At 67.9% G+C, this 21,389-nt stretch carries 15 protein-coding genes; 8 read left to right on the forward strand and 7 right to left on the reverse strand.

Translation table 11 applies throughout. The features are described 5' to 3' along the window. Positions 1 to 87 precede the first annotated feature (87 nt). The 4 genes from BJ987_RS25325 (at position 88) to BJ987_RS25340 (ending at position 3,239) form a co-directional block, all read left to right on the forward strand. Complete coding sequence (locus tag BJ987_RS25325) at positions 88 to 2,013, forward strand: vWA domain-containing protein (protein WP_209894862.1); 1,926 nt, start codon at positions 88 to 90, stop codon at positions 2,011 to 2,013. A gap of 84 nt (positions 2,014 to 2,097) precedes the next feature. Beyond that, entirely contained in the window at positions 2,098 to 2,370 is a 273-nt protein-coding gene (locus BJ987_RS25330; RefSeq protein ID WP_209894863.1) for a cysteine hydrolase family protein, read from the forward strand. A gap of 22 nt (positions 2,371 to 2,392) precedes the next feature. Beyond that, positions 2,393 to 2,869, forward strand: a complete 477-nt coding sequence (locus BJ987_RS25335; RefSeq protein ID WP_209894864.1) for a MarR family winged helix-turn-helix transcriptional regulator — start codon at positions 2,393 to 2,395, stop codon at positions 2,867 to 2,869. Continuing rightward, positions 2,862 to 3,239, forward strand: coding sequence for a DUF5313 family protein (locus BJ987_RS25340; RefSeq protein WP_209894865.1), 378 nt, complete (start codon positions 2,862 to 2,864; stop codon positions 3,237 to 3,239). The genes BJ987_RS25335 and BJ987_RS25340 overlap by 8 nt, the downstream gene beginning before the upstream one ends. A 3-nt stretch (positions 3,240 to 3,242) precedes the next feature. Here the strand turns inward: BJ987_RS25340 and BJ987_RS25345 are convergent, their stop codons facing one another. The 3 genes from BJ987_RS25345 to BJ987_RS25355 are packed head-to-tail and all read right to left on the reverse strand — an operon-like array spanning position 3,243 to position 11,762. After that, positions 3,243 to 3,929, reverse strand: a complete 687-nt coding sequence (locus BJ987_RS25345) for a hypothetical protein (RefSeq protein WP_209894866.1) — start codon at positions 3,927 to 3,929, stop codon at positions 3,243 to 3,245. Beyond that, a complete protein-coding gene (locus BJ987_RS25350; protein ID WP_209894867.1) occupies positions 3,926 to 5,329 on the reverse strand; it encodes a condensation domain-containing protein in 1,404 nt (467 codons plus the stop codon). Before BJ987_RS25350 ends, BJ987_RS25345 begins: the two co-directional genes overlap by 4 nt. Before the next feature lie 28 nt (positions 5,330 to 5,357). Beyond that, on the reverse strand, positions 5,358 to 11,762 hold the full coding sequence (locus tag BJ987_RS25355) for a type I polyketide synthase (RefSeq protein ID WP_209894868.1): 6,405 nt from the start codon (positions 11,760 to 11,762) through the stop codon (positions 5,358 to 5,360). A gap of 257 nt (positions 11,763 to 12,019) precedes the next feature. On the opposite strand from BJ987_RS25355, the gene BJ987_RS25360 reads away from it, so the two are divergent. Continuing rightward, positions 12,020 to 14,272, forward strand: coding sequence for an MMPL family transporter (locus tag BJ987_RS25360; protein ID WP_209894870.1), 2,253 nt, complete (start codon positions 12,020 to 12,022; stop codon positions 14,270 to 14,272). Positions 14,273 to 14,344: 72 nt separating this feature from the next. On the opposite strand, the gene BJ987_RS25365 is transcribed toward BJ987_RS25360, so the two are convergent. Together BJ987_RS25365 and BJ987_RS25370 are read right to left on the reverse strand one after the other, a co-directional pair. After that, a complete protein-coding gene (locus BJ987_RS25365) occupies positions 14,345 to 15,433 on the reverse strand; it encodes an NAD(P)-dependent alcohol dehydrogenase (RefSeq protein ID WP_209894872.1) in 1,089 nt (362 codons plus the stop codon). Position 15,434: 1 nt separating this feature from the next. Next, entirely contained in the window at positions 15,435 to 15,905 is a 471-nt protein-coding gene (locus BJ987_RS25370) for a DUF4334 domain-containing protein (RefSeq protein ID WP_209894874.1), read from the reverse strand. 76 nt (positions 15,906 to 15,981) lie between these two features. Between BJ987_RS25370 and BJ987_RS25375 the strand changes: the two genes are divergently transcribed. Both BJ987_RS25375 and BJ987_RS25380 read left to right on the forward strand, forming a co-directional pair. Further along, positions 15,982 to 16,542 (forward strand): TetR/AcrR family transcriptional regulator, encoded by a 561-nt coding sequence (locus BJ987_RS25375; protein WP_209894876.1) that lies wholly within the window; start codon positions 15,982 to 15,984, stop codon positions 16,540 to 16,542. Between the two features lie 110 nt (positions 16,543 to 16,652). Then, on the forward strand, positions 16,653 to 17,420 hold the full coding sequence (locus BJ987_RS25380; RefSeq protein WP_307869753.1) for a TetR/AcrR family transcriptional regulator: 768 nt from the start codon (positions 16,653 to 16,655) through the stop codon (positions 17,418 to 17,420). On the opposite strand, the gene BJ987_RS25385 is transcribed toward BJ987_RS25380, so the two are convergent. Continuing rightward, positions 17,329 to 19,950: an excinuclease ABC subunit UvrA gene (locus BJ987_RS25385; RefSeq protein ID WP_209894878.1), complete on the reverse strand. Its 2,622-nt coding sequence runs from the start codon at positions 19,948 to 19,950 to the stop codon at positions 17,329 to 17,331. The genes BJ987_RS25380 and BJ987_RS25385 overlap by 92 nt on opposite strands. A gap of 187 nt (positions 19,951 to 20,137) precedes the next feature. Between BJ987_RS25385 and BJ987_RS25390 the strand changes: the two genes are divergently transcribed. Beyond that, entirely contained in the window at positions 20,138 to 20,524 is a 387-nt protein-coding gene (locus BJ987_RS25390) for a hypothetical protein (RefSeq protein WP_209894880.1), read from the forward strand. Positions 20,525 to 20,587: 63 nt separating this feature from the next. Here BJ987_RS25390 and BJ987_RS25395 read toward each other — a convergent pair whose 3' ends face one another. Then, positions 20,588 to 21,388, reverse strand: coding sequence for a ribosomal RNA small subunit methyltransferase A (locus tag BJ987_RS25395; protein WP_209894882.1), 801 nt, complete (start codon positions 21,386 to 21,388; stop codon positions 20,588 to 20,590). Position 21,389: the final 1 nt, after the last annotated feature.

Raw genomic sequence — 21,389 nt, forward strand, 5'->3', positions numbered from 1 at the left:
CTGCTCGAATCGCTATTGCAACCTTAGTTGCAGTAGGGTCCGGTACGCCGTATAAGTCCGGATGCGGCGGAACGGAGTGTGGATAACGTGTCGCCTGTTTCCAGAAGCTTCAGCGCGAAGCTCATCGGTCTCGCCGCGGCGGGGGTGGTCGGCCTGCTTCCGGGCGCCGCCCCCGCCTGGGCCCAGGAATCGCCTGGGGGCCAGGACAATCCGGAATACGCGCCGACCATGCTGGTGCTCGACGCCTCCGGGTCGATGCTGGCGGCCGACCCCGGCGGCGGCACCAAAATGGACGCGGCCAAGACAGCGGTCCGTAATTTCGTGACGGCCGCCCCCTCGGCGGCGAAGGTCGGATTGACGGTGTACGGCACCGGAACCGGCTCGACGGACGCGGAGAAATCCGCCGGTTGCCAAGACGTCAAGGTGCTGCGTCCCGCCGGAACGATCGACAAATCAGCGCTGACCGGTGCTGTAGACCAGATCACGCCCAGCGGCTTCACTCCGATCGGCGCGGCGCTGCGCAAGGCGGCCGAGTCGCTGCCCCGGGAGGGGCGCAGTTCGATCGTGCTGGTCTCCGACGGCCTGGACACCTGCTCGCCGCCGGATCCCTGCGAGGTCGCGCGTGAGGTGGGCAAGCAGGGCCACCAGATTGTCATGCACGCCATCGGTTTCGGCGTCGACGCCGCCTCTCGCACCCAGCTGACCTGCATCGCGCAGACCACCGGCGGAACCTATACCGATGCCGCCGACGGCAGCACGCTCGAGCAGGTGCTCCCCCGGGTCAGCGCCACCGCATTGCGGAATTACGCGCCCGCGGGGACCCGGGTCCAGGGCACCGAGCGGTACCGGGATGCCCCGGTCGTCACACCCGGCCAATACCTCGACGTACTGAATCAGAAGAGCCGGCGGTACTACGCCGTCGACATCCCCGAGGGATCGACCGCGTACTTCAGCGGCACTGTGTCCTTCCCGCGCCGCACCTCCGGTTCGTCGTCCTCGGTCAACCGGCTCGACCTGCGCGTGTTCGGACGAGACGGGGATGACTGCAACGTCTACGAGAACGAATCGCAGTCCCGTTCCGGCGATGGCGCCGCCCTGACCGTCGGCACCGTGTTCACCAAAGCCGCCGAGCCGAAAACCGGCAGCCCGAGCACCGATCGGTGCCGCGGCGGCGGACGCTATTACTTCACCCTCGAATGGGCGCACGTGGGTGAGCACTCGCCCGAAACGCTGACGCTGGAAATGAATGTCGGATTGGAGGCACCGGTTTCGGATGCGGGCCCGGCACCGGCCGCGACGACTCCGGTGGAATTCGAGACGCCCACGACTCCGGTCCAGCCGGTGGTCGGCGGCGGTTCGTTCAACGTGGCGACGACGCTGAACGGATCCGGCCTGTACTCCGACACCCTGCAACGCGGTGAATTCGTGTTCTACAAAGTGAAATTGGAGTGGGGCCAGGGCTTGGCCTACCGAGTGCACTTCGGCGCGACGAACGTGCGCGGCAGCGCGTACACCTCGAATGTCAGCACCACGCTGTACACGCCGTTCCGTACCGAAATCGACGACGACACGACCGCCTACACCAGTAGCGACTTGGTCCTGCCGGCCAATGATCCCGCCGTCGCCACCATCCCGATCCGCTACCGCAACCGCGAGGCCGACGTCGTGAAGCTCCGGGAGCAGTCGGTCGCGGGGTGGTACTACATCGCCGTCAAGCTGAGCCCCGGCAGTGAGCCGGAGCAGGCGCGCGGCGTCCCGGTTCCGATCGAAGTGGAGCTGAGCGTCTCCGGTTCCCCGGAACCCGGCCCCACCTACCGGTCCACCGGTACGCCCGCGGAAACCTTCGGCGGTAACGGCGAATCCGCCACCGAAGGCCCTGGCGCACAGGCTGCTTCGTCGAGCGAATCCGAGGGCATCTCGCCCATGGTGCTGGCCGCCGGCGGCGCGGTGCTGATTCTGGTGGTGGGCGCTCCCATGCTCTTCCTGATGCTCAGGCGTCGCGGCAAGCGGTAGGAGTTCATCGGCACCACCACAGGCAACGGTCTCCTACGCTGGCCGGGTGGACGTCATCGAAGTGCGGTCGAGTAGGAGTCTGTCGTGGCCACAGCGCTGATCGTGGGTGATGTCCAACGGGGCATCACCGGCGGCTATCCGTTCACCCGGGTGGTCGTGCCACCACTGACCGAACTGCTTCCGCGCGCTCGGGGCGCCGGTGTGCTGGTGGTGTTCGTGCACTTCGCCTTCCGGCCCAACGGGACCGACTTGCCGCCGGGCAACGCGCTGGTCAGATCGTTCTACGAGGCCGGGGACGCATTCCAGCAGGGGCGATCGGCACCGAGATCGAGCATGCCAGAACAGTTCGTGTATTAACTGTTCGTGTACCATCGCTGCCATGGCTCGAATCGATGCAGCGGCCGACGACCCGCTCCGCCTGGACCGGCAGGTGTGTTTCGCGTTGGCGGTCGCCAACCGCTCGGTGCTCTCGGTGTACCGGCCGCTGCTGGAACCGCTGGGACTGACACACCCGCAGTATCTGGTGATGCTCGCGCTCTGGGGTGAGGCCCCGATGTCGGTCAAGGCGATCGCCGAGGCGATTCAGCTGGAGTCCCCCACCCTGTCGCCGCTGTTGAAGCGACTGGAAGGCGCGGGGCTGATCACCCGCCGTCGCGACCCCGGCGACGAGCGATCGCTCGTCGTCGACCTCACCCCCGCGGGCCGCGCGCTGCGGCGCGAAGCCGAGCGCATCCCCGGAGCCGTGGTCGAGCGTCTGGGCGTGAGCCTGCGCGAACTCGAGCACTTACGCGACGCTCTGACCCGGGTCAACGACGCCGCCCGGCAGCACGTATCCACAGGAGAAAGCAATGGCTGAACACGCTCCCAACCCGCTCCAGCGCGTCCGCTATATCGCCGGTGCGACGCTGCCGCCCTCGATGCGAGAGTGGGTGCTGCGCGATCAGACCGGGCCCGGCGCCACCCGGCGCTTCTTCGTGCGCTTCCTGGTTCCGCCCATTCCGCTGTTGTGCCTGTTCCTGCTGGTTCCGGGCCCGGCGTGGATGGGTCTGGCGATGGCGGCCCTGGTCTATCTGCCGCTGGTCTTCTTCACCATCGCGTTGACCTATGTCTACCGGCGTCACGTTCTGCTGAAGCACGGACTCGACCCGGAACTGGCCAACGAGGACGAACGCCGTCGCGCCGCGGAGAACCGCGCGCGTTACGAACTGCGCTACCACCGCGACTGACTTCTAGGTCACCAGCTCCATCAGCCCGCGAGGGTTCCACGGCATGGGCCCGGTCGGGAAGCCCAATCGGACCATCCGATGCGGTGCGGCCGCCTCGACGTGTACGACCGCGGGCGGCAGGAAACCGCTGAGCAGCTTTTCGAGCATGGGGTTCAGGCCGGAGAGCCGGGGTCGCAGCCGGACCTGCCAGCAATCGAAGCGGCCCGCCGGGACCTCGATGACGGTGCGCTGCTCGATCTTCGCGCTCACCGGAATGTGCACGGAGAACGCGAGCCACAGCGCGATCTCCGTCTCCGCTCCCTCGGTGAAGTCGAGCCCGCGCAGCAGGGTCAGCCCGCCCGCCAAGGGCATGAGATCGACGGGGAAGGGACCGACGCCGACGCCGATCTGCACATGCTCGGTACCGAGGAAGTCCGCTTCCTCCCGGCTCACCACCCTTGTGCCGGAACGTGTTTCGGCGCGGTAGCCGGCGACGCGGAGCCGGTCGCCCGCCCGCTGGAACCGCTGCTCCACGGTGATCGTGAACTCACCGGTGACCGCTCCCGCGTGCACGATCGAGCGGTAGTCCGGCCCGTCGTGACCGATGACGCTGACCAGGTCGAAGGCCGGCGCCTGATCCGCGATGCTGACCGCATAGACCGATTTCTCCCCGTCGGGGATAACCGGATCGCGAAAGATGGTGTCCCTCATCGGTTCTCCTCCCGGGCGGCGGCGGCGAAGACCGCTGCGAGCTGGGTGACATAGCGATCCACCGAACCGTGCGCGGCCGCGGTGTCCGGATAGATGACGCTCAGCGTGGTTCTGGTCGCCAGCCGGTTGATCCAGATCAGAACATGTTCGGAGGCAGCGCGATTGGCGTACAGCCCGCACGACGCCATGTCGAAGACCTCGTTGCCGAGCAGTTCCCTGGCATCGACGTAGGAGATCATCGGACAGGCCCAGCCTGGACTCAGGTCCAGATCCGAATCGGCGGGCAAGAGCTCGACCACCCGCTGGAACGAGGTGGTGGTGAGACGGAGCCCGTTCTCGTAGGCGTGCTGGGCGAGTTTGACGGTCCGGTCGAAGGAGTTGGCGCGCCCCAGCGGAAACGCCACCGGCAGCAGGGTGACATACCAGCCGACGGAGGCGCGCTGGGCCGCGGTGCTGCGCGTGGTCACCGGGGTCATGCCGAAGTAGTAGTCGCTGTCGGTGATTTCGCGTTCGGCCAGAGCCGCCGCGGCGAAAATGCCGCCGACGAACTCCGCGCCGTTCGCGCGGCAGCGCCGCTCGAAGCGCGCGGCGGTGTCCTCGTCGAACAGCGTCACCGTGCGGTGCGCGCTCCGGTTGTAGATATCGGTGCGCTTGCCCAGATCCAGCGGAAACGCGGGCAGGCTGCCGCCATTTCCGCGGATCAGTTCCAGCCACTTCCGCACCCCGGGCGAAGTCAGCGACATCTGCCCGGTGTAGGCCCGCTCGGCCGTGCAGTAGTCGAGATAACTGGCGGCCGGGGCCAGCATGTCCGGCATCTCGTCCCAGACCTCGCGGGCGTAGAGCAACGCGAGATCGAACCCGGAGAGATACTGCCCGAAACCGTCGGTGTGCAGGTGATCGACCGCCAGGTAGAGCGTGGTCGAACCCTCCCGCTCGAGCACCCCGAAGGTGAAGCAGTCCCAGTCGAAAGGACCTGGCGTGGTCTTCTGTACGTGGTCGCGAACTGTGGCGGAGTCGTCGACCCAGCCACAATCGATCGGCACGAAGTCGACATCCGCCTCGGGCACGAGGTGCCGCTCGATCACGCCACCCACCCCGATCCGGAACCAGGTCCGGAAGGTGTCGTGCCGCAGCAGGAACGCGTTGATCGCACGGGTCATCGCGTCGCGGTCCAGGTCACCGGTGGGGATCTCGGCGGTGACCAGGCACAGGCCCGAATAGCGGAACTCCGCCGCCGCATGCTGGGCGGCCGCCCGCAGGTACTGTTCCTGCTGGTGCGACGGCGGTGCCGGATGGACCGGCGCCGACCGGGCCCGCGCGGCGGATTCCGGTGACGCCGTCCAGGTGGTCAACCGGCCCGGCGCCGGCTCCCATTCGTCGATCAGGCCGAAATCGACCATGGTGCAACCTCTTTCCGACGAGGGCCGGTCACGCGGGAGCTCCTACGGGCACCGGCGCCGGGGCGGCGCTACCGTTCGAGGGTGCCTCGGCGGCCACCCTGGCCGGGTCCGGCAGGGCCGGGCCGTGGGCGGATTCCGCGGCCAGAATCAGCTCGGCCACCTTCGGGCCGGCCTGCTCCAGGCTGAACGAGCGACCCATCTGCAACGACATCAGATCGATGCCGAGGGTCTTGGTCACCCGGGCCCCGAGTTCCACCGCCATCAGCGAGTCCAGGCCCAATTCGGGCACCGGGACCGTCATGTCGATGGATTCGACCGGCACGCCCATGACCACGGCGAGTTCTTCGGCCATCTTGCGGGCAACGAAGGCGCCGCGCTTGCCCTCCTCGATCGCGGCCACTTCGGCCCGCAGTTGCGCCAGTTCCGAGGTGTCCTTGGCGGAGACCTGCGCGAGCGCGAGCGTGCGACCGGTGCGGGTCAGCTGGGGGAAGGTGCCGGTGAGCTTGGCCCAGTCGGTCGGGATGATGCCCGCTCGCGAAATACCGAGGCGCAGTGTCTGTTCCAGATACGCGGTGGCATCGGCCATGTCGATCGGATCGAAACCGACCAGATCGAGGTACTTCACCGCCGTCTCGTCGGCGGCCATCCCGCCGGTCGCCCCGGACAGGTGCCCCCAGCCGACGCACAGGGCCCGCTCCCCCGCCTTCGCCCATTCCTGCGCCATGGTTTCCACCGCGACGTTGGCGGCGCAGTAGTTGTACTGGCCGTAGATGCCGTACATGGAACCACCGGAGGAGCAGAGCACGAACATATCCAGCGGGATTCCGGCGTCGGCGACCGCCTGGTGCAGCACCCGGGCGCCGTGCACCTTGGGGCGGTACACGATGTCCAGTTCCTGAAAGGTCATGGCGTCCAGTCGATTATCGGCCACCGAGCCGGCCGCGTGGAACACACCGCGCAACGGACGGTCGGGCAGGTCGGCCCGGCCCACGATCGCGGCGATCGCCTCCGGATCGGTGACATCGGCCTGCTCCTGGACCACCTCGACACCGGCGGCGTGCCATGCCTCGAGCTGGCGGCGAGCGTCCTCGGTGCTCGCACCGCTGCGCCCGACGAGTACCAGCCGGCGGGCGCCGCGCACGGTCAGCCAGCGCCCGATGGCCAGACCGAAACCGCCGAAACCGCCGGTGATCAGATAGCTTGCGCCCGCGTCGATCTCGACCTGCGGCAAGTACGGACGCACGGCGGGCAAGGCCGAATCCATCCGCAGCGCGATCCGGTTCAAGCCGGTCGAACGGATGGTCTCCTCGAACGCGGTCGCCACCTCGTCGGTCTCGAACATCCGGTACGGCAGGGGTTTGTAGGTGCCTGCGAGGACCTTCTCGTAGATCCGCTGCAACAGCTTGATCAGTCGCTGCGGGTCGACCGCGACCAGGCGGTCCAGATCCATCGAGTAGTACGCGACGTTCTTGTCGAAGTTGGCCATCTCCAGCAGGCCACCGGTGTAGATGTCGGCTTTGCCGACCTCCACGATGCGGCCGAATTCGGCTACGGCATTGAAGTTCTGCCGCAGGATCTCGCCCGGCGCACTGCTCAGGACGACCTCGACGCCTTTGCCGCCGGTCAGCGCGAGCACGTCGTCGACGAAATTCAGGGAACGCGAGTCGATCGCGTGATCGGCGCCGAGCGCGAGCACGTGAGCTCGCCGCTCGTCGGTGCTCGCGGTGCCGATGACGCGCGCGCCACGGTCTTTGGCGACCTGGATCGCGGCCGTGCCGACACCGCCGGCGGCGCCGTGGATCAGCACCGTCTCCCCCGGCTCCAAGCGCGCCAGATCGAGCAGCGCGTATTCGGCGGTGCCGAAAGCGATTGTGCTGGTGCAATATCCGGGATCAGCGTCCGGCGGCAGCGCGATGGCCCGCGGCCGGTCGACCAGTACGTAACGCTGCATCATGCCTTTGGCCGCGACCGCGACCAATTCACCCACCGCGAGATCGGTGACCTCGGCGCCGACCCGCACCACCTCTCCGACGCCCTCCATACCGGGAACGGTGCCGAAGTAGGTCGGCGACAACTCGCGTTCGCCGAGCAGCCCGATGACTTTCAGTGGGTCCTTGTAGTTCAGGCCGATGACCTTCATCCGCACCTCGACCTGTCCCGCGCCCGGCTCCGGACGCGGGCACTGCCGCCACGCCAGCGCGGACAGCACGCGAGTGCGGGGCAACTCCAGCGCGAAGTTGGCCTGTGGGTCGGTCAGTGGTTCCGCGGTGTCGAGCGCCTCCAGTCGATCCGGCAGCGGTTTTGTCACCACCGGGGACCAGCGAGTGCCCGAGCGCAACGCGACCTCGTCGGTGTTGTCGCTCCAAAAGGCCCCGGGGACAGCGAGTTCGGTGACCAGGTCGGCGATCTCGGTCTCGGCCGCCACGTCGATCAGCCGCCACCGCAGCGGAGTCTGCTCGTTGAGCAGCACGCGGTGCGCACCGGCCAGGGCGGCCTGAGTCGAGTTCGCGGGAGCGGGGTCGTCCGGGACCGCGAACGCGTGCTCGGTCACCAAGGTGACGTGGCACTGGCCGTCGCCGAACTTCTCCGGCGCCTGCTCGGCGCCCTCCGGGTAGGCGAAGGTGTGGACGGCGACCGCGATGCGCTTCAACGTCCACAGCTCGGTCAGGTCGTCGGTCGCGGCGCCCGCCACCACGACGACGTGCAGCCGATCCGAGCCCTCGGCCCGCGCGGCCGCCAGCGCCTCGACCAACCCCGCCTCCGGCTCGTCGCCGGGCAGCCCGGCGAGGTGCAGCCGGGCGCCCGGAATCGCTTCGGCGAGCGCGTGCGCGCGGCCGTCGGCGCCGCCGAGCGCGACGACCACTGTGCGCACCGAATCCTGCGGTAGTGCGGTGGGATCCAGCGGCTCGCGTTGCTGCATGGTCTCGAGGTAGAAGAAATCCGCCATCCGTCGCAGCGGGTCCTGCCCCGGTGTGAGCGCGCCGATCTGCAATCCGCTCAACCGCATGACCAGGTTGTGCTCGTCATCGAGCAGATCCACATCGGCGCGCAACCGCGCCGTGCGATCGCGCCGTGCGACCACGGTGATCCGCTCGGGCAGCGGTGCGACCATGCGCACGGCCGCGACGCCGACCGGAACCAAAGTGCCCTCGTCGACCCGCGATTCGGCGAACAGCAGTGCCGCGGTCTGCATCGCGGCGTCGACCACGGCGGGATGGGCGAAATGGCCCGAGCCCGCGGCGATGCCGCCGTCGACGGTCGCGGTCACCGTATCCTTGCCGACCCGCGCGGTCCGCACGCGCTGGAAGGATGGGCCGTACTGCAGTCCCGCAGCGGCCAAGCCGCTGTAGAACAGCTTCGGATCGACATCGACGCCCGCGTCGATGTCCGGGACCTCGACCTTGGTCTGTTTGTGGCTCCCGGTGAGCATGCGGCCGGTCGCGTGCAGGGTCCAGGCGGTGCCGGTGGCCGAGCGCGAGCGGATCATGAAGCGGCCGCTGGCCTCCTCCACGGTCAGCGCGACCAACGGAACATCGGGCGCCCCCATGATCAGCGGCGCCACGAAACGCACCTGCTCCACCGCGACACGCTCGACGCCGAGCCGTTTCGCCGTGGCGCTGAGCGCCGCGTCCAGATAGGCCGCGCCGGGCATGATCTTGACGCCGTTGACCACGTGATCGGCCAGCCAGGGCAGCAGTTCGGTGCCCACCTGGAGCAGCCAATCCGGCCGGCCCTCGACATCCGGGTCGCCGAGCATGGCGTAGCTGCCGGGGCTGCCGAGCCGGGCCTGTTCGAACAGCGGCAGCGCCGAGTGCAGCCGGGTGCGCTGCCACGGGTACCTCGGCAGCGGCACGTGCCGGGTGGCCGGTCGGTCAGCGGGGAACAGCGTGTCGAGGTCGAGCACGCCCGCGCCGTAGAGGCCGATCAGGGTGCGGCGCATGCTGTCCGAGTCCGGCTGCTTACGGTCCAGGGTGGGGACCGTGGTGCCGTGCACGTCCGCGCCCAGCAGCACCTCCCGAATATTGCCGGACAGCACCGGATGCGGTCCGACCTCGAGGAAGACCCGGCGCTCCGCGATGAGCTCGGTGATGGCGGCGGCGAAGCGCACCGGCTCGCGCACATTGGCACACCAGTAGTCGGCGTCCCAGTCCGGGCCGGTGACCTGTGTGCCGGTGACCGAGGAGAACAGCGGAACGGACGGCGCCTGGGGACGCAGATGGGCGAGCACCGCGCGCAACTCGTCCAGGATGGGGTCCATGAGCCGGCTGTGATACGGCACCTCGACCAGCAGGGCACGCGCGAAAATGCCGTCCTCGGTGAGCTTTTCGCCGATCTCGTCCAGGCGGTCGTCATCGCCCGAGAGAGTCAGCGAACTGGCGCTGTTGATGGCGGCGATATCGACCCGGGGGTCGTCGGCGACGAGTTCGAGCGCCTGCTCCGGTGACATGCCGACCGCGAGCATGCCGCCGGAACCGGCCGTGGTCGCCTGCAAACGGGCCCGGTGGTAAGCCACCGAAACCGCGTCGGACAGCGACAGCATGCCGCTGACATAGGCCGCGGACACCTCGCCGACGCTGTGGCCGACGATGGCCGCCGGCTCGATGCCGTACTGCGCGAGTTCGCGCACGAGCGACACCTGCACCAGGAAGTTGGCGGGCTGCGCGACCTCGGTATCGGTGACCCGCGACCGCTCTTTCGGCTGCCGCAGCTCCTCGATGATCGACCACCCCGCGATCGCGCGGAACTCGGCGTCGATCTGCTCGGCGGTTTCGGCGAAAACGCCACCCGCGCACAGCAATTCCCGTGCCATTCCCCACCACTGCGGGCCCATACCGGAGAACACGAAGACCGGTTCGGCGGTCCGGGTCACGACCGTGCGCACCGCGTCGCGGCCCTCGCCGCCGGCGAAGGCGCGCAGCTCCCGGACCAACTCGTCGGTGTTTCCGAGCAGCATGCCGGTGCGGAACTGATGGTGCGCCATGCGAGTCCAGGCCGCCTCGGCCAGCCGCTCCGGTTCCGCGCCCGCGGTGATCAGTTCGGCGAAGCGCCCGGCCAGCGCACGGGCCGCGCCGGTGCTGCGCGCCGAGATCGGCAGCACACCATAGTGTTCGGGCTCCGGCGCGGATTCGACGACGGTGGCGGGTCGATATTCCCGCAGGATGGCGTGCGCGTTGGTGCCGCCGTAGCCGAACCCGTTCACGGCGACCGTCATCGGCGGAGCGTCCGACGGCAGCGGTTCGGCTTCCACCTGCACGTGCAGGCCGAGCTCGTCGAAAGGGATGTCCGGGTTGGGTTTGTCGAGCCAGCCCTGCGGCGGGATGATCCGGTGCCGGATCGCCAGCGCCGCCTTGATCACGCTCGCCACACCGGCCGCGGCCTCGGTATGCCCAAGAGTGGATTTGACCGAGCCGACGCCCAGCGAGCGCGTTCGCTTCTCCGGCACACCGAAAACGCTGCCCAGCGCCCGCAATTCGACCGGATCGCCGACCAGCGTGCCGGTGCCGTGCGCCTCGACATAGGTGATCGACTCCGGCGCCAGCCCGGCCCGCTCGCACACCGCACGCGCCAGCGACTCCTGCGAATCCGCGTTCGGCACGGTGATCGCGGTGGTCCGGCCGTCCTGATTGGCCCCGGTTCCCTTGACCACGGCGTAGATCCGATCGCCGTCGCGCACCGCGTCGTCGAGTTTCTTCAACGCCACCATGCCCGCGCCTTCGCCGCGACCATAACCATCCGCGGCGGCATCGAAGGATTTGCAACGCCCGTCGGTGGCGAGAAACCCGCCCTTGCACATCAGCACGAAGGTCTCCGGCTGCAGCATCACATTGACACCACCCGCCAGCGCCACGTCACAATCACCGTTGGCCAGTGCCTGGCACGCGAGGTGGAACGCCACCAGCGAGGACGAACACGCGGTATCGACGGTAATCGCGGGCCCGACCAGATTGAGCGCGTAGGCAATTCGGTTGGACAGCATGGTGTAGGACGCGCTGGCCGGGGTGTGCATATCGGTGTGGAACAGCGCGGGACCCACGACGCCGATCACGGACTGGTCCACCACGAAACCGCCGACATAGACACCGACCGAGCCGCCGGACGCGTGCCGGGCGATCCCGGCGTCGTCCAGCGCCTCCCAGGTCACCTCCAGCATCAAGCGCTGCTGCGGGTCGAGCACCGTCGCCTCACGTGCGGAGATGCCGAAGAAATCCGGGTCGAACTCCCACGGATCGGTGGTCATGAAGGCGGCGCGTTTGGTGTAGCTGCGGCCGGGAGTGCGCGGCTCCGGGTCGTAATAGCGGCGGAAGTCCCACCGCTCGGGCGGCATATCCACCACACCGTCGCGCTTATCCAGGACGAAGTCCCAGAAAGTATCCGGCGAGTCGATTCCGCCTGCGAATCGACACCCTATGCCGACAATTGCGATATCCGACAAAACGTCCTCCCGGGGCCGGATCGGTGTGAGCGCCATCGATTTCCGGCGTCTTGTGAATAGGCCAGCTGGCGATGGGCCCACATTAACGGCCATCACATTGGCCCTCGCTACTTCAGGGACAGTTCACAAACCGGTCACATCGAGATTGTGGGATCTCGAACGCGTCGGATCAGTCGCTGTGGAAACCGTTGCGGTTGCCTATGTTTCAGTGACCGGCGCTCCGTGCCGGGCCAGAATTTCACGGTTGGGAGGCTACGATGCCGGGCGAGTTCACCCGCTGGATAGAACTGATCGTCCGGCGGCGGTTCACCGTCATCGTGGTCGTGGTCGGCGGCCTGCTGACGCTCGGCGGTTACGGCCTGGGACTGCACGATCACCTCAGCGTCAGCGGGTGGGACGACCCCGGCTCGGAATCGGCGCGGGCGCTCCGGCTCGAGCGCCACGCGTTCGGTTACGACCACGTCGCCGATGTACTGCTGCTGTTCCACGCGCCCGCCGGCAGCACCGTCGACGACCCGCGGTTCGCGGCCGCTGTCGTCGGCCACCTCGACAGTCTGCCGCGCCAGTTCCCGGACCAGATCGCCAAGATCAACGGCGCCTACTGGGCCACCGAGACCGGGCTGGCGGTGCCCGAGATCTTCGGCACCGAGCAGCGCGAGCACGCGTTCGCCTCGATCGCACTGCGCGGCGACGACGACACGACCGTGCTGAACAACTATCGGAAGATCGCGGCCGAACTTCCGCTGCCGGGCCTCGACATGGAGGTCGCGGGTGGACAACCGGTCGCCCTCGCGCTCAACGACACGATGGCACACGACCAGCGCCGCATGGAGCTGGTCGCGATCCCCGCGGTCGCGGTGCTGCTGTTCTTCCTGTTCGGCGGGGTGGTCGCCGCGGCGCTACCGTTGGCCGTCGGCGGGCTGACGGTACTCGGCGCGTGGGGCATCGTTCGCTTGCTGACCACCTTCATGGAAGTGAATTCCTTTGTTTCCCCGGTAGTTTCGATGATCGGCCTCGGCTTGGCCATCGACTACGGGCTGTTCATCGTGAGCCGGTTCCGGGAAGAGCTGGCCGCGGGCCACGAGGTGCCCGACGCGGTAGGGCGTGCGGTGGCGACCGCGGGGCGCACGGTGGTGTTCTCCGCGACCATCGTGGTGGCCGCAGCGGGCGCGATCCTGTTGCTGCCACACGGGTTCCTGCGCTCGTTCGCCTTGGGCGCGATGGTGACGGTCGCGCTGGCGGCGGCCGTATCGGTCACCGTGCTGCCCGCCGTCCTGGTCGTACTCGGCCGGCGAGTGGACCGGCTGGGCTTCAATCGGTTCCACTCCCGCCGCGCCGGCACCGAACAGCGGAACAATCCCTGGGGCCGGATCGCCGGGGCGGTCATGCGCAAGCCGATCCTGGTCGCGGTGCCGGTGGTGGCGATCCTGGTGGTGCTCATCGCACCGGTGCGCGATGTGGCCTTCGGTGGCATCTCCGAACGCTTCCTGCCACCGGAGCACCCGACGCGCACGGCACAGCAGCATTTCGACGAGCTTTTCCCGCTGCGCCAGATCAACCCGGTCGAACTCGTGGTGATCACTCGCGCCGATGCCGACATGGATGTCGTGCTGGAGACGGCGAACCGGGCACCCGGGCTGAAAGCACCTTTCCCTTCCCCGCTGCACGCACCCGCACAATTGGGCGTCTTCACCACCTCGACCGTGCTGCAGAACGCGCACGACGCCGAAGAGACGATCGACTATCTGCGCGCCATGCCGACCCCGAGCGGCACGATCGTGCTGGTCGGCGGTCAGTCGGCCGTGGAGCAGGACAGTGTGGACGCGCTGCTGCACCGGATGCCCTGGGTGGTCGCGCTGGCATTCCTGCTCACCACAGTGCTGATGGTGCTGGCCTTCGGGTCGCTGGTGCTGCCGTTGCAGGCCGGGCTGCTGAACCTGCTCGGGCTCGGCTCCACCCTGGGCGTTCTCACCTGGATCTTCGTCCAAGGGCACGGCGCCGAACTCCTGGGCTTCACACCGCAACCGATCATGGCACTGGTTCTGGTCCTGATCATTTCGGTCATCTACGGGCTGTCCACCGACTATCAGGTCTTCCTGCTCGCCCGCATCCACGAGGCGCGGGTGAACGGTGCGACGAACACCGAGGCGGTGCGCGCCGGCATCGCGCGCACCGGATGGATCATCACCGCCGCGGCCCTGATCTTGACCGTGGTGTGCGGCGCCTTCGCGTTGTCGGAACTGGTGATGATGCAGTACATCGCGATCGGCATGGTGACGGCACTGGTCATCGATGCCACCGTTTTGCGGATGCTGCTGGTGCCCGCGACGATGCGAGTTCTCGGCGAGGCCTACTGGTGGGCGCCGGGTCCGCTGCGTCGGCTGGCGCGGCGCGGTGCGCCGGTCGAGGTCACCGAGCCAGAGGCCGAAAACGACACGCCGCGTGGAGAACTCGACGTAGTGCCCGGCGAATTGACGGAACCGGTCGTCGAGGCGGCGGCACGGCGATAGCGCCGGATCGACTACCCGGCGTTGTCTGTCGGGGTTGTGGCGCGGCAGGCCACAGCCGCGGCGCTTCGCGTGCTACCAACTCAGAACAGGTTTGACGACGTGCCCCGCTCGCTGATCGGCGAGGGCCGCATTGATTTCGGTGTAAGGGTAGACCCGGACCAGGCGATCCAGCGGCAACTGTCCGGCCGCATACAACCCCAGCAGTTCGGGAATGAAGCGGCGCGGAACCGCGTCGCCCTCGAGACAACCGCGAATCGTCTTGCCCGACAGCACGATATCGCGCACGTCGATCGGCGGGACGCCGGTTCCCAGACCGACCGCGGTGACCGTGCCACCGATCGCAAGGCTCGCCACCGCGGCGGCGAGAACCTCCGGGCGTCCGGTGGTGTCGAGAGCGTGGGTGGCTCCGGCTCCGGTGCGGTCCCGGACCGCCGCCACCGGGTCGGCGTCCGCCGGATCCAGGGCATGCGCGGCACCGAGTTCGAGCGCGAGAGCCCTTCGGTGCGCCGAGGTTTCGACCACAATCACCGTGGCGCCGCGGGTGCGCGCGGCGAGCAACCCCGCCATGCCCACCGCTCCGGCCCCGTAGATCACCAGCACCGCGTCCGGTTCCGGACGCAGCACCTCGAGTACCGCACCCGCCCCGGTCTGGAATCCGCAGCCCAGCGGGGCGGCGATCGCCAGATCCGTCGTCGCCGGGACGACGACGGCGTTGTCCGCGGCGGCCAGCGCGTAGCCCGCGAAACTGGACTGGCCGAAGAATCCGTCCCGGACCACGGTGTCGCCGATCGTGACTCGTGGACTGCCGTCCGGCCGCGCGCCGAACTGGTTCAGTCGCGTCGATTCGGCGCAGTAGGCCGGGCGGTCGAGCCGGCAGTTCCGGCAGGCGCCGCAATGACGGTAGGTCAGCACCACATGGTCGCCGGGGCGGATATCCGCGACCTCGGCACCGACCGCCGTCACCACGCCCGCGCCCTCGTGGCCGAGCAGGATCGGGCGCTCCGGCGCGCCGATCGCGCGGGAAATCAGGTCGGTGTGGCAGATGCCCGAGGCCACGATGCGGACGAGCACCTCCCGCCCGCGGGGTTCGTCGACGAAGACCGGTTCGATCGTGAAGTCGCGCCGTGGGTCCCGGGAGATGGCGGCGTGGGTGTCGGGCAACTCAGGCTCGCTCGAGCAGGAAGTAGAAGTGCTGACCGTCGGCGAGCACCAGGTCGGGGCGGCCGTTCATGATGCCCATCAGCGTCACGTCGTCGAGCTTCTTGAAGTGATCGAACACCGGCCGGGCGTCATAGACCATGGTCGCGGTGACCTCGCCGCGGAACTCGATATTCCACAGAGAGGCTTCACCACCGCCGCCGAGCGCGGTATCGGAGAACAGCGTGCCGTCCTCGGCCCGGCAGATCAGCGGCTTGGCTTCCGCCAGTGAGACAAAGGTTTTGCCGTACCAGCGGCTGCGTGCCAGCGCCCGGCACAGCGGGTGGCCGGTCTGGAAGGCCGATCCCTTCCATTCGCCCAAGATGTCCTCGGCGCGCACCGGTTCCGAGCTATGCCACAGGGCGTCCAGGTCGGTCACCGCGACGCCGCCCGGCAGCGCCGCCAACTCGCGCCAGTTCTGGCTCGTCTCACTCATCGCTGCTCCATTCCCAAACCGTTTGGTTCGGGAATCTATACCCGAACCAAACGGTTCGGCAAGCTAGGATGCCGGGATGCGCTCCGCCGGACACGCCACCAGAGAGCGAATCCTCGCCGCCGCCAAAGCCGAGTTCGCCCGCTACGGAATCGCCGGCGCGCGGATCAATCGAATCGCCGCCGAGGCCAACGCCAGCAAAGAACGCCTCTACGCGTACTTCGCCGGCAAAGACGAGCTGTACGCGGCCGTGACCGCTCAGTGGGCCGACACCACCACCTCCGAAACCGCGCTCGACGCCAAGGATCTGCCGGCCTACGCCGGAAGGTTGTTCGACCACTATCTGCACAACCCCGACAACGCCCGGCTCCAGGCCTGGGCGGAAATCGAGGACACCCGCATCCCCGCCGCCGACGCGGCCATTCGCGAAGCCGTAGCACCCAAGATCGCCGAGATCCGGCGCGGCCAGGAGGACGGACTCGTCACCGACCTCTTCCATCCCTTCACTTTGCTGACCCTGCTGACCGATCTGGCACGCACTGCCGCCGTGCACGCGCTGCACAATGACGGCGCCGACGCGGACGAGCGGCGAGCGGCCACCGTGCTCGCGGTCCGGCGACTCACCGCCCCCGGAAGATGACCTAGCGGCCTTCTGGCCAGCGATGTTTCCCGCTCGACAGATTTCTCACATCTCGTTGACATGTCGCCAACAATGTCGACACGCTGTTCCCGAACCGTAACGAGAGTTCGGTGCGTCGAGTAATGAGCGAGGACGGCATGACACAGGCGATGTGGAGCGAGCGTGCTGCGGTCCCTCGGGCGCGCGACCTCGCCGATCGCGGTGCGCGAGCGGCGCAGCGCCAGCAGATTTTGGCGGCAGCCGGCGACGTCTTCGGGCGTTGCGGGTATCACGCGGCTCAGATGCACGAGATCGCCGACCGGGCCGACACCAGCAAACCGACCGTGTACAAACACTTTTCGAGCAAACTCGACCTCTACCTGGCGGTGCTCCAAGTGCGCCTGGACCGATTGGTCGACGGGGTCCGAGTCGCCCTGAGCGCCGAGACCGACCGCGCCCGAGCCGCCGTCGAGGTCTACTTCGATTTCATCGACAGTGACCCGCAGGGGTTCCGCCTCGTCTTCGAAACCGAGGTGCCGAGCGAACCAGCCGTGCGCCTGCGCGTCGACCACGCGATCGATGATTGCATCCTCGCGGTCGCCGGGCTGCTGGCCCGAAATCTCGACGCCGATCTGTTCCGAGCCCGCATGCTCGCCGCCGGCCTGGTGGGAATCTGCCGGTTCACCGCACGGCAATGGCTGGACTCCGGCCGTCCGATCGCCAAAGATCAGGCGATCACCACGACGACGATGCTGTGCGCGCGCGGATTATCCGGAGTGCCGCTCGTGCGTCCTCACCCGCAACCGGCTACCGGCCGCCGGTCTTTCGACCAGTCGACGCCGATCGAGTCGCGCGTGCCGCGGCACGGTTATCCCGATGGAAACCCAGGTGGTCGTTGAGGTAGCGGCCGGTGATGCTCTGCGGATCGCCCGTGATGTCGTCCGGAATTCCGGTGGCGACGATGCGCCCGCCCGCGGTGCCGCCCCCGGGTCCCAGGTCGATGATGTAGTCGGCGTTGGCGATCATGTCGAGGTCGTGTTCGATGACGATGACGGTGGCGCCGTTGGTATTCAGGCGCTCGATGACCGCCAGCAGCGTGCGGATATCGAGGGGGTGCAGGCCGACGCTGGGTTCGTCGAAAATGAACAGGGTGTCGGTCTGGTCCCGGCCGAGTTCGGTGGCGAGCTTGAGTCGTTGCGCTTCGCCGCCGGAGAGTGCGGGAGTGGCTTCGCCGAGGGTGAGGTATCCCAGGCCGAGATCGATGAGTGTTTGCAATCGGGTGCGGACGCGGCGAATATCGGCGGTGAGATCGATGGCCTCGGCGACAGTGCGAGTGAGCAGATCCGGCAACGAGATTCCGTTGTCCGCAGCGCCCGTCGGGCGTTCGACCTCGCCGGCGGCGGGCGCGTAGCGGGTGCCGCCGCATTCGGGGCAGTCGATGTCGACGTCGGGCAGAAACTGCACGTCGAGAGAAACCTGGCCGGTGCCCTCGCAGCGGGGGCACCGGAGCGAGCCGGTGTTGTAGGAGAAGTCCGCGGCCTTCAGCCCGCGATCGACGGCGGCGGGGGTGGCGGCGTAGGCGCGGCGCAGATCGTCGAGCACGCCGCTGTAGGTGGCGACGGTGGAGCGGACGTTGATGCCGATGGGGGTGGCGTCGACCATGTCGACGCGGCTGATTCCCGCAGCATCCACGGCGACAACGTGATCAGGCAATGGGTGGCCCGCAGTGTGGGCCGTGAGTCCGGGGACGAGGCTGTCCAGGATCAGAGTGGTCTTACCCGAACCGGAGACGCCGGTCACCGCGGTCACCCGGCCCTGCGGGATGTCCGCTCGCAGAGCGTGCACGGTGTGCAGCGGGCGGGTCGAGAGGTGGATGCGCCCGCGATCGAACATCTCTTTGGCACTCGCACGGTCCCGGACGACGACAGGTTCGCGGCCGGTGAGGAATCCGCCGAACAGCGATGACCGGTTTTCGCCGAGGTCGGCGGGACTACCGGTGGCCAGCACGCGGCCACCTTCGACGCCGGAACCGGGACCCATCTCGATGAGCCAGTCCGCCTCACGCAAAACCTGGACGTCGTGGTCGACGCAGACCACCGAATTGCCGTCGCGCAACAGATCCCGCATGACGCCGAGCAGGCCGTCGACATTGGACGGGTGCAGGCCGATCGACGGTTCGTCCAGGACGTAGAGCACCCCGGTGGTCTGGTTGCGCACCGCGCGGGCGAGTTGCACACGCTGGCGTTCGCCGGTCGACAGGGTGGACCCGGCCCGGTCCAGGCTGAGGTATCCCAGCCCGAGGTCGAGCAGCCGACGCGCCATCTCGAGCAGCTTGTCGACCAGATTGCGTGCCATTTGCCGCATTTCGGGCGGCAGGGTCTGCTCGAGAGTGGGCGCCCAGGCGACGAGTTCATCGAGGGACTTCTGGCTGGCCTGGGCGAGATCGATACCGTCGACCTGTGATCGGCGGGCTTTGTCGCTGAGCCGGGTGCCGTGGCAGTCCGGGCACACCTGAGCGCTGATGAACTTGTCGACCCGGGTCAGACCGCGTTCACTGGTGGCCTTGTTCAGTGCCTCCTGCACCGACCGCACCGCGTTGCGATAGGTGAAGTCCATCTCGAACAGCTTGCCGTTCTTCGTGGGCACCTTGATATGCCGCTTCTCGGGCGGCCCGTGCAGCACGATCTCGCGTTCGGCGGCGCGCAGCTTTTTGTAAGGCACGTCGGTGCGCACGCCCATTTCGGCGACGACCTGGGGCATCACGGTCAGCCCGAACATCGACCAGGGCGCGACCGCGCCTTCGTCGATGCTGCGTGACGGGTCGGGCACCAGCGCATCCTCGTTCACCTCGCGCACCACCCCGGTGCCCGCGCAGCGCGGGCACGCACCATCGGAGTTGAAGGCGAGCGATTCCGCGCCCGGCGGAGAGAACACCGCCCCGCACACCGGGCAGGTCAGGTCGCGATCGAGTGCCACGTCGATGGTCGGGTCGAGGCGGTGGCCGTTGGGGCAGCAGTGCGATCCGAGCCGCGAATACATCAACCGCAACACGTTGAGCAGCTCGGTCGAAGTGCCGAAGGTGCTGCGCACCCCGGGCACACCGGGCCGCTGGCGCAATGCCAAGGCCGCGGGCACGTGCTCGACGCTGTCGACCGCCGCGCGCGGCGCCTGCGCCATGCGCCGGCGCGTATAGGTCGACAAGGCCTCGATATAGCGCCGCGACCCCTCCGCGTACAGCACCCCCATCGCCAGCGACGACTTGCCCGACCCCGACACTCCCGCCACCGCGACCAGCGTGCGCAGCGGCACTGTCACATCGATGTTCTTCAGATTGTGTCCCCGCGCGCCGCGCACCTCGATCGCCAGTGGCTGATCGCCCGGCGCGGCGGCCCGCTTCGCAGCATCGGCCGAGGTCTTGTCGCCGGTCATCGAATCTCCTTCAGCAGGGTTTGGTGAACCGGTTCCGCAGTGGCGGATTCGATCTTCCTCCTCGATTGCGCTGCCGGCCACAGGCGGCACGCGGCTCGCCGACGACATCATCCGGCGTAGCCGGGCGCCAACGTGGCCACGCCCTCCGCAGCACGAACCGCGAACGTGCATGGTGGACCATATGCGAATGCTGGTACGCACCGAGAAGATCGCGCAGCGGCCGTTGAAAGTTCGGGTACACACCTCCGTGGGAACCGTGGAGGCGCTCTGGCGCGGCGATCCGCAGGAATCCGTCGGTGAACATGTCGTCGAGTGGACCGTCGACGAAGATCTTTTCTGGGGCCGCAACACGCGACCGGCCGCAACTTCCCAGCCGGGATTCTGGCAGGAAGGCGACCGGCTGATCATCCGCGGGCAACTGCGTCTGACCGAGGACGGTGCCGCCATTCTCCAGATGGGTGGGTCATCAATTCTGTTCGATCTGGCATCGCCGATTCCTTCTGACAACGACGGCAGCTGGATAGAGGTCACTGTCGAAGCAGACAGTGTTGCCGTGTATCCCTATCGCCTCTGACCTCGGAGTGGCCCGCAGATGGTCAAAGACGCCGCCCCCTCACGAGGGCGGCGTCTGTTCGAATTACGCGACCAACTGATCGTGCAGCCGCACCCATTGGTCCGGATGCACGTCACCGGCCGCGGCGCCGTTCTCGACGCCCGCGACGGCCAGCGCCTGGTCCACGCCTGGATGACGTGCGCGCAGTGCGGCGTGTACCGGGCCGTCCGCTCCGGTGAAGCCCAGGCGCACCAGTTCGGTGTAGGAGTCGCGTTCCCGCACCATCGGTTCCGCTCTGCGACGGAGATGCAGGATCGTGGCGTCGACCGCGGCCGCGGGCCGGAAACTGTCGCGATCCGCTTGCCCGTGCAGCTGCCAGTCGAACCATGGCCAGGTGACGGCAGTTTCCAAGCTCCAGCGCTTGTGTTCCTGTTGGATCAGCAGAGTTGCCGAGGTGAGCGTCGGTGCCGCCAGGCACCAGTCGACAATCCGTGTCGTCGCCGCGAGGGGAATGTTCCCGATCACCGCGAACGGCTCACGCGGCACTTTGGCTTTGCCGAAATCGCTGCGCACCACGTGTATTCGGTTCTCGGCACGCGTGCGTGCCGCCAACTTCGCGGCTGGCAGCGGATCCTGCTCGTAGTCGGTGACCCGCGCCCCACGCCGTGCCAGTGCCAGCGTGAGCACGCCTTCCCCTGCCCAGGGTTCCACCACCGATCCGCTGGGATCGGCGACCGCGATCATCCTCGCCACAACCTCTGGATTCACCAGAAAGTTCCGGGAAAGCTTGTGCCCGTTGCTATCTCGTGACAGGCGGCCACCGCCGCTGTTCTTGATCTTCCCTTGAGTATGGGAGTAGTTCCGGTATGCGAAATCTTGCGCCACA

This window comes from Nocardia goodfellowii, assembly GCF_017875645.1.
Classification (GTDB): Bacteria; Actinomycetota; Actinomycetes; order Mycobacteriales; family Mycobacteriaceae; genus Nocardia; species Nocardia goodfellowii.